We start from the raw sequence: 8,656 nt of genomic DNA, 5'->3' as shown, positions 1-8,656 counted from the left end.
CCCACCGGCTGCTGCCGTCCATCGCACAGCTGCGCGGGACGCTGCAGAAGAAGTCCGAGGCGTTCGCCGACATCGTGAAGATCGGCCGCACCCACCTGCAGGATGCGACGCCGCTCACGCTGGGCCAGGAGTTCTCGGGCTACGTGGCCCAGCTGGCCCACGGCGAGGCTCATGTTCGGACCGCGCTGCCGCATCTGTGCGAGCTGGCGCTGGGGGGCACCGCGGTCGGAACCGGGCTCAATGCGCCGAAGGGCTATGCCGAGCAGGTTGCCGCCGAACTCGCGAAGCTCACCGGCCTGCCTTTCGTCACCGCGCCCAACAAGTTCGAGGCCATGGCCTCGGTCGATGCCCTGGTGCATGCGCACGGGGCGCTGAAGACACTGGCGGCAAGCCTGAACAAGATCGCCAACGACGTGCGCTGGCTCGCCAGCGGACCGCGCAGCGGCATCGGCGAACTGAGCATCCCCGAGAACGAGCCGGGCTCGTCGATCATGCCCGGCAAGGTCAATCCGACGCAGAGCGAGGCGCTCACCATGCTGGCTGCGCAGGTGTTCGGCAACGATGTCGCGATCAACATCGGCGGCGCTTCGGGCAACTTCGAGCTCAATGTGTTCCGGCCGATGGTGGCGCACAACTTCCTGCAGAGCGTGCGGCTCCTGGCCGATGGCATGCGCAGCTTCAACGACCACTGCGCGGTCGGCATCGAGCCCAATCACGAGCGGATCGCGGAGCTGGTGCAGCGTTCGCTGATGCTGGTGACGGCGCTCAACACCCACATCGGCTACGACAAGGCGGCCTTCATCGCGAAGAAGGCGCACAAGGAAGGCAGCAGCCTGCGCGAGGCGGCGATCGCCTCGGGCCACCTCACGGCCGAGCAGTTCGACCAGTGGGTCGTGCCGGAGAAGATGACTGGGCGCTGAGGCTCCACCGCGGCCGTGCGAACCGACGGCCTCCCCGTGGTCCGGGACGGCAGCGATGCTCGCCACCAGGCTCGGGGTGGCGGACATCTTCCGCCGAGTCCGATGCACTCAGTTCGTATAGCCCGCCAGCCGCGGCAGGAAGAGCACCAGATCGGGCCACAGAGTGACGATGGCCAGCGCGCCCAGCATCACCAGCAGGAACGGGAAGGCTTCGCGCAGCAGTTCCTGCATGGGCACGTTCGCGATCCTGGTCATCATGAACAGCAGCAGCCCATAGGGCGGCGTGACCAGTCCGATCATGATGTTCAGTACAGCCATCACGCCGAAGTGCACGGGATCGATGCCCAGCGAGGTGGCAGTCGGCAGCAGCACGGGCAGCATGACGAGGATGATGGTGGAACCTTCGAGGAAGGCACCCAGCACCAACAGGATGAGGTTGACCAGCAAGAGAAAGGCCAGCGGCGTCAGGTCGAGGCCCTTCAACAAGGCGCTGAGGCTGGCCGGAATGTTCTCGGACGTGATGACGTAGTTGAACACCAGGGCGCCGGCGATCAGCATGCCAATAGAGATGCTCATGCGCGCGCTGGACAGCAGCGATTGGTAGAGGTCAGCCCAACCCATGCTGCGGTACAGCGCCGCCGAGACCAGCAACGCATAGGCCGCCGCCACGCCCGCGGCCTCTGTGGGCGTGGTGATGCCGCTGTACAGGCAGCCCAGAAGAACGACGGGCAGCATCAGCGCCGGGAAGGCCTCGCGCGTGATGCGAGGCATCTCGCGCAGTGGGACCTTGGGTTCGACAGGAAAGCGCCGGCGTTTCGCGAGCACGTAGATAAGTGCCATCTGCACGCCGCCCAGCAGCAGCCCCGGCAGCACGCCGCCGATGAAGAGGTAGCCGATGGATGTGCCGGACACGAGCGCGTACAGCACCAGTGGGATCGAAGGCGGCAGGATCGGCCCGATGACCGAAGACACGGCGCTCAGGGCCGCGGCGAAACCGGGGGTGTACTTGCCGTCCTTTGTCATCATGGCCTGCATCAGCTTGCCTGAGCCTGCGGCGTCGGCCAGCGCAGAGCCCGACATGCTGGCGAACACGACGCTTTGCAGGACGTTCACCTGCGCCAGCCCGCCGGGAAAGCGCCCCACGATCGCGTTGCAGAAGCGCAGCAGCCGGTCCAGGATGCTGCCGGAACTCATGATCGTGGCAGCCAGGATGAACAGCGGGATGGCCAGCAACAGGAAGCTCGAATAGGTGCCGTTGAGGAGCTGCTCTGCGGCTGCCCCCATGTCCATCCCCTTGAGATAGAGGTACAGGACGGAGCCGCCGATCATGGCGTGGCCGACCGGGACGCCCAGGAAGCTGAGCCCCACGATGGTGGCGAGCGCCAGCGAGAACGGACTGGTGAAGTTCACAGGGCAGAGCTGGAAGTGGGGGGATCGGGCGGTTCCGACTCCTTGCCGCGCAGCAGTTGCACCAGATGGCGGGCGCTGCGCAGGATGACGGCAATTGCGAAGACGATGTAGATGGAATACATGAAGTCCATCCGCACGCCCAGATACGAGCTCTTCTCCACCTTCATGAAAGTCACATACGACCACGACGCGGGCAACGACATGCCGAACAGCCCGATGATGCTAGCTGCCCCGATGACGCCCATGACGCGGCGCCCCATCGGACCCGCGCGGCCGGAGATGAAGTCGACGCGGATCTCGTCGTCATCCTTCAGCACGAAGGCGGCTCCCCAGAGCACCAGCCAGAGCCAGCCGGCCAGCGACAACTCGGTGGTCCAGCCGACTGGCCAGTTGAATACGTACCGCAGGACGATCTGCAGGATGAAGGCGATGAAGATCATCGCGAGGATGAGGGCGGCCACCGCTTCGGCGAAGCGGTGCAGCCGCCCCAGCAGGTGGCACAGCACGCGCCCGCTCACTTCATTGCATTGATCTTTTCCAGCATGCCTGCGGGCCACTGCTTGGCTTCGTCCGAGGCGAGGTACACCTTCTGGGCATGCTCGCGGAAGGCAGTGATGCTGGGGACGTAGACATCCAGGCCCTGCTTGCGGAAGCCCTCGGCCAGTTCGGCCTCGCGCTTCTGGTGCTCCGCCGTGCTCCAGGCGATCGCCTTGTCCGCCGCCTCCTGGAAGGTACGCTGCTTTGCCGGCGCCATGCCCTGCCAGACCTTCATGTTCAAGGTCAGGAGGTCGAAGCCGACGAGATGGGATGTCAGCACGATCTGCGACATCACCTCGTTGAACTTCATGTTCTGCACGTTGGGCAGCGGGTTGTCCTGCCCGTCGACCGCGCCCGTCTGCAGGCCCGTGTAGGTCTCGGCGTAGGCCATGGGGGTGGGGTTGGCGCCCAGCGAGCGACCCAGCAGCTGCCATGCATCGCCAGGGGGCATCCGCAGCTTGACGCCGGCGAGATCGGCGGGGGTGTTGATCTTCTTCTTGGGCTTCAGTCCGACGTGGCGGGTGCCGAAGAAGGTCGGGCCGAGGATCTTCACCTTCACCTGGTCTTCGACCATCTTCTTCATCTGGGCCCCCAGGTCGCTGGTGAAGAAGCTGTTCAGGTGGCTGGGGTCCCTGAACAGGTAGGCAGATGTCAGCACGGACCACGCCGGCACCTGCTTGGCGATGTCCTGCGGCGCGATGTTGCCCATCTCGAGGTTGTCGCGCTGCAGGGCGACGAGTTCCGTGCCCTGGCGGAACAGAGTCGAGTTCAGGTGCAGCTCGAGCTTGAAATCGGGTTCGATGTCCTTGGCCAGCATCTTCATCATGTCGGCACGGATGTCCTTGTCCGAGAACACGGCGGCGAAGCGCAGTGTCTTCGGTCCGGCCTGGCCCCAGGCGGGCAGGACGGCCCCCGCGGCCAGCGTGGCGCCTGCGCCCAGCAGGGTGCGGCGGTGGATCGGACGTGTCATTGTGGTCTCCTTGTCGTCTATGGATCGGGACAGCCGGGATTGTCAGCCGGCGACTGGAGCGAGCCGGCTCGCCAGTGCCCGGATGGCCAGCTCATACCCTGCGGCCCCAAAGCCGCAGATCACGCCGGTGGCTGCGAGCGAGACCAGCGAGTGCTGATAGAGCGGATCGCGCCGGTGGATGTTGGTCACGTGCACCTCGGCAATCGGCTGCTCCAGCGTCTTGAGTGCGTCCAGCAGCGGAATGGAGCGAAACGACAGTCCGGCCGGATTGATGACGACGCCCACGGCGCGCTCGCGCGCCTCTTGAACCCAGTCGACCATGACGCCTTCGTGATTGGTTTGGCGGAACTCGCATTCGAAGCCGAGTTCTTGCGCGACCCGGCGGCACAGCTGCTCGACTTGGGCCAGCGTGGTCGCACCGTACAGATGCGGCTCCCGCACTCCCAGCAGATTGAGGTTGGGGCCGTTCAGAACGTAGAGGGTGCCGCTCATGGTGCATCCGCCTTTCGAGGGGTCTTGCGCATACGGTTGTCTCCTGGCAGGTCTCTGCGGACGGCGAAAATCCGCCTTGGCGCTGATTCTTTCTCCCGATGGGAAAAGCCTTTCCAAGTTGGAAAATCATTCCGTATAGTGAGAGAGATGAGTACTGCCATCGACCGTTGCCTGGGCGTGCTGGAGCACCTCACCCGCTACCCCGAGGGCGTTCCGCTTTCTTCCCTGTCCTCCGAGTTGGACATACCGCTCAGCGCCTGCCACAGGCTATTGGTGGACTTGCAGCGGCACGGCTATGTTCGCCAGGCCCGGGCGCAGGGCGACTACGTGCTGACGACCAAGATCGCCTCGCTGGGGCTGGGATTTCTCAGCAGTGCCGGCATCGTCGACATTGCCGAGCCCCTGCTCGAGCGGCTGGCGCAGTCTTCGGGCGAGCTGGTGCGGCTGTCCATCGTCGACGACGACCGCCTCACGTGGGTGGCCAAGGCGCAGGGGATTCGGCAGGTCGGCCTGCGCTACGACCCGGACATGGGCATGGATGCCCGCCTGTCCTGCACCGCCTCCGGCCATGCCTGGCTGATGACACTGAGTGACGAGCGCGCGCTCGAACTGGTGTCGCGCCAGGGCTTCGGCCTCCCGGACGACTATGGCCCCAAGGCGCCGACGACGGTCAAGGCGTTGCTCGGTTCGCTGCATGCTGCGCGGGTGCGCGGCTACGCAATGATCGACGAGGTCTTTGCGCCCGGCATGAGCGCGATGGCCGCCCCGGTCGTGAGGCGCAGGGAAGCGATCGGTGTCATCAGCATCGCCGGTCCACGCGTGCGGTTGAGCGCAGCGCGAATGCACGAGCTCGCGCCCGGCTTGCTGCAGGCCGCTGCGGAACTGGGGCCGATCAGCAACGCCTCGACCCTGTTCGGACGGCCTCCTTTGGGCAAGGGCTAGAGTGCATCAGCGCGGCGTCAGGCCAGGATGCCCGCTGTCTCAGTGACCTGCGGAGGGCGGCGGTGCCATCAGCCGGTCGGTGAACGCGATCGCCATTGCCGACAGCAGGAAGGCGATATGGATCACCGTCTGCGCGATCAGCACGCGATCGGTGTAGTTGTCGGCGTTGATGAAGGTCTTGAGCAGGTGGATCGAGCTGATGCCGATGATGGCGGTCGCCAGCTTGACCTTCAGCACCGACGCGTTCACGTGGCTCAGCCACTCCGGCTGGTCGCGGTGTCCCTCGAGATTCATGCGGCTCACGAAGGTCTCGTAGCCGCCGACGATCACCATGATCAGCAGGTTGGAGATCATCACCACATCGATCAGCGCCAGCACGACCAGCATGATCACAGTCTCGTTCAGCGATGTGACCGGCGCCGTGGTCTTGTAGCCGATGCTGGTGATCAGCGACTTCAGCGCTTCCTCGCTGCCGAAGGCCGCTTCCACGAGATGGAGCAGCTCGACCAGGAAATGCACCACGTACACGCCTTGCGCGACGATCAGGCCCAGGTACAGCGGCAGCTGCAGCCAGCGGCTCGCGAAGATCAGGTTGGGCAGGGGGCGCAGCGGCGAGGCCTTGCCGGCGTGTTTCTGGAGGGTGGGGTCGAAGTTGGACATCGGGGGGCAGGCCGGTGGGTGGGGGAGCGGGAAACGCGCGATTCTAGAGTGCGCCCGGGGCACCGACGTGTCATGGTGCAGCCGCTAACATGGGGGTGCGTCAGTCATCCGTAAGTGCGGGCGCTGACATTAGCGCCCGTCAGTTCCCAGCTACATACCGGAGGCAAAGAATGAGCAGCACGATCGAGTCCGTCCTGGTCGAGAACCGCGTGTTCCCGCCCGATGCCCGCGCCGTGAAGGGCGCACGCATCGACAGCATGGCCGCCTACGAGGCATTGTGCAAGGAGGCCGCGGATGACTTCGAGGGTTTCTGGGCCCGGCAGGCCAAGGCCAACGTGGTGTGGACCAAGCCCTTCACGCGTACGCTCGACGAATCCGGGGCGCCCTTCTACAAGTGGTTCGAGGACGGCGAGCTCAACGCCTCGGCCAACTGCCTGGACAGGCACATCGGCACCCCGGTCGAGAACAAGACCGCCATCGTCTTCGAGGCCGACGACGGTGCGGTCACCAAGGTCACGTACAAGGAACTGCTGGCGCGGGTCTCGCAGTTCGCCAACGCGCTGAAGGCGCAGGGCATCCGCAAGGGCGACCGCGTCATCATCTACATGCCCATGACCATCGAGGGCGTGGTTGCGATGCAGGCCTGTGCCCGCATCGGCGCGACGCACAGCGTGGTGTTCGGCGGCTTCTCGGCCAAGGCGCTGCAGGAGCGCATCATCGACGCCGGCGCGGTGGCGGTGATCACCTCCAACTTCCAGCTGCGCGGCGGCAAGGAGCTGCCGCTCAAGTCGATCGTCGATGACGCCATCGCGCTCGGCGGCTGCGAGGCATCGCTCAGGACCGTGCTGGTCTACCAGCGCACCGCGACCGCCTGCAACATGGTTGCGGGCCGCGACAAGACCTTCGACGAGGTGCTCAAGGGGCAGGGCAGCGAATGCCCGCCGGAGCCGGTGGGTGCCGAGCATCCGCTCTTCATCCTCTACACCTCGGGCTCGACCGGCAAGCCGAAGGGCGTGCAGCATGCCACCGGCGGCTACCTGCTGTGGGCCAAGCTCACCATGGACTGGACCTTCGACATCCGTCCCGATGACGTGTTCTGGTGCACCGCCGACATCGGCTGGATCACCGGCCACACCTACGTCGCCTACGGCCCGCTGGCTGCCGGCGCGACGCAGGTGGTGTTCGAGGGCGTGCCCACCTTCCCGCATGCGGGCCGCTTCTGGCAGATGATCGAGAAGCACAAGGTCACGGTCTTCTACACCGCGCCGACCGCGATCCGCTCGCTCATCAAGGCCGCGGACAGCGACGAGAAGGTGCACCCGAAGAACTGGGACCTGTCCTCGCTGCGCATCCTCGGCACCGTGGGGGAGCCGATCAACCCCGAAGCCTGGATGTGGTACCACCGGAACGTCGGTGGCGAGAAGTGCCCGATCGTCGACACCTTCTGGCAGACCGAGACCGGCGGCCACGTCATCACGCCGCTGCCCGGCGCGACGCCGCTGGTGCCCGGGTCCTGCACGCTGCCGTTGCCGGGCATCATGGCCGCCATCGTCGACGAGACCGGCAAGGACATTCCGAACGGCGCCGGCGGCATGCTGGTGATCAAGCGGCCCTGGCCCTCGATGATCCGCACCATCTGGAACGACCCCGAGCGCTTCAAGAAGAGCTATTTCCCCGAGGAGATGGGCGGCACCATCTACCTGGCCGGCGACGGCGCGGTGCGCAGCGCCGACCGCGGCTACTTCCGCATCACCGGACGCATCGACGACGTGCTCAACGTTTCGGGCCACCGGCTCGGCACGATGGAGATCGAGTCCGCGCTGGTTGCCAAGACCGACCTCGTGGCCGAAGCCGCGGTAGTGGGGCGTCCCGACGACGTGACCGGCGAAGCGGTCTGCGCCTTTGTGGTGCTCAAGCGCGGCCGACCGAGCGGAGACGAGGCCAAGCAGATCGCGGCCGACCTGCGCAACTGGGTGGCCAAGGAGATCGGGCCCATCGCCAAGCCCAAGGACATCCGCTTCGGCGAGAACCTGCCCAAGACCCGCAGCGGCAAGATCATGCGGCGCCTGCTGCGCAGCATCGCCAAGGGCGAGGCCATCACGCAGGACACCTCCACGCTCGAGAACCCGGCCATCCTGGAGCAGTTGGGGCAGGCTTACTAGCCCTCACGCCCGCAACGCCCGCAACGCCCGGCACCCCGCGCCCCCGTCCGACAGGGGCGGGGCGCCGGATGCGTTACAACCAGTCCATCGAATGAATGTCGAGGGGACACTTTCATGGGACTGAGAACAGGCGTGCTGCTGGTGGTGGTGCTGCTGATTGCGGCGCTCGCGGCCCTCAACTGGAGCGTGCTCGCCACGCCCACCGCGATGTCGATCGGCGTCACGCAGGTGACGGCGCCGCTCGGGTTGATCATGCTGGGCCTCACCGCGCTCCTGGGCATCTTCTTCGTGGCCTACGTGGTTTACCTGCAGAGTACGGTACTGCTCGAGACGCGGCGCCACACGAAGGAGATGCAGGCCCAGCGAGACCTGGCCGACCGCGCCGAGGCGTCGCGATTCACCGAACTGCGCAACTTCCTGGAAGCCCAGGAGAACGCTCACATGGCGCGCAATGCCGAGCGGCATGCGGCGCTGCTGGCGCGCGTGGAGCAACTGGAGACCATGATCAAGGTGCGTTCCGACCAGACCGACAACACGCTGGCGGCGCACATCGGCCAACTGGA

At 65.8% G+C, this 8,656-nt stretch carries 9 protein-coding genes; 4 read left to right on the top strand and 5 right to left on the bottom strand.

All coding sequences use genetic code 11. The features are described 5' to 3' along the window. Positions 1-920, top strand: a 920-nt coding sequence (locus tag APY03_RS43355; protein WP_232324177.1) for a class II fumarate hydratase, incomplete at its 5' end; no start/stop codon positions are given. A gap of 108 nt (positions 921-1,028) precedes the next feature. On the opposite strand, the gene APY03_RS06375 is transcribed toward APY03_RS43355, so the two are convergent. From APY03_RS06375 to APY03_RS06360, 4 genes are read right to left on the bottom strand one after another with little or no spacing between them, the layout of a single operon-like run. Further along, positions 1,029-2,330 (bottom strand): TRAP transporter large permease, encoded by a 1,302-nt coding sequence (locus APY03_RS06375; RefSeq protein ID WP_068675043.1) that lies wholly within the window; start codon positions 2,328-2,330, stop codon positions 1,029-1,031. Further along, positions 2,327-2,791 carry a TRAP transporter small permease gene (locus tag APY03_RS06370; protein WP_232324176.1) on the bottom strand — a complete coding sequence of 155 codons (465 nt, stop codon included), beginning with the start codon at positions 2,789-2,791 and terminating at the stop codon, positions 2,327-2,329. The genes APY03_RS06375 and APY03_RS06370 overlap by 4 nt, the downstream gene beginning before the upstream one ends. 53 nt (positions 2,792-2,844) lie before the next feature. Beyond that, positions 2,845-3,837, bottom strand: a complete 993-nt coding sequence (gene dctP / locus APY03_RS06365) for a TRAP transporter substrate-binding protein DctP (protein WP_068675041.1) — start codon at positions 3,835-3,837, stop codon at positions 2,845-2,847. Between the two features lie 42 nt (positions 3,838-3,879). After that, positions 3,880-4,329, bottom strand: a complete 450-nt coding sequence (locus tag APY03_RS06360; RefSeq protein ID WP_068675039.1) for a type II 3-dehydroquinate dehydratase — start codon at positions 4,327-4,329, stop codon at positions 3,880-3,882. A gap of 147 nt (positions 4,330-4,476) precedes the next feature. On the opposite strand from APY03_RS06360, the gene APY03_RS06355 reads away from it, so the two are divergent. Further along, on the top strand, positions 4,477-5,271 hold the full coding sequence (locus APY03_RS06355) for an IclR family transcriptional regulator (protein WP_068675037.1): 795 nt from the start codon (positions 4,477-4,479) through the stop codon (positions 5,269-5,271). Positions 5,272-5,310: 39 nt separating this feature from the next. On the opposite strand, the gene APY03_RS06350 is transcribed toward APY03_RS06355, so the two are convergent. Next, a complete protein-coding gene (locus tag APY03_RS06350; protein WP_068675036.1) occupies positions 5,311-5,931 on the bottom strand; it encodes a YqhA family protein in 621 nt (206 codons plus the stop codon). Between the two features lie 170 nt (positions 5,932-6,101). On the opposite strand from APY03_RS06350, the gene acs reads away from it, so the two are divergent. Then, complete coding sequence (acs, locus tag APY03_RS06345; RefSeq protein ID WP_068675035.1) at positions 6,102-8,093, top strand: acetate--CoA ligase; 1,992 nt, start codon at positions 6,102-6,104, stop codon at positions 8,091-8,093. 114 nt (positions 8,094-8,207) lie between these two features. After that, positions 8,208-8,656, top strand: a 449-nt coding sequence (locus tag APY03_RS06340) for a Signal transduction histidine kinase (protein WP_068675034.1), incomplete at its 3' end; no start/stop codon positions are given.

Source organism: Variovorax sp. WDL1, assembly GCF_001541225.1.
In the GTDB taxonomy this organism is placed as follows: Bacteria; Pseudomonadota; Gammaproteobacteria; order Burkholderiales; family Burkholderiaceae_C; genus Variovorax.
Note: the sequence above shows the minus strand (reverse complement) of the source record. Positions and strands in the feature narration are given on the sequence as shown.

Excerpts from the sequence above, each read along its gene's own strand:
- acs (WP_068675035.1), top strand. The coding sequence starts at position 6,102 with ATGAGCAGCACGATCGAGTCCGTCCTGGTCGAGAACCGCGTGTTCCCG.
- dctP (WP_068675041.1), bottom strand. The coding sequence starts at position 3,837 with ATGACACGTCCGATCCACCGCCGCACCCTGCTGGGCGCAGGCGCCACG.
- APY03_RS06355 (WP_068675037.1), top strand. The coding sequence starts at position 4,477 with ATGAGTACTGCCATCGACCGTTGCCTGGGCGTGCTGGAGCACCTCACC.
- APY03_RS06360 (WP_068675039.1), bottom strand. The coding sequence starts at position 4,329 with ATGAGCGGCACCCTCTACGTTCTGAACGGCCCCAACCTCAATCTGCTG.
- APY03_RS06350 (WP_068675036.1), bottom strand. The coding sequence starts at position 5,931 with ATGTCCAACTTCGACCCCACCCTCCAGAAACACGCCGGCAAGGCCTCG.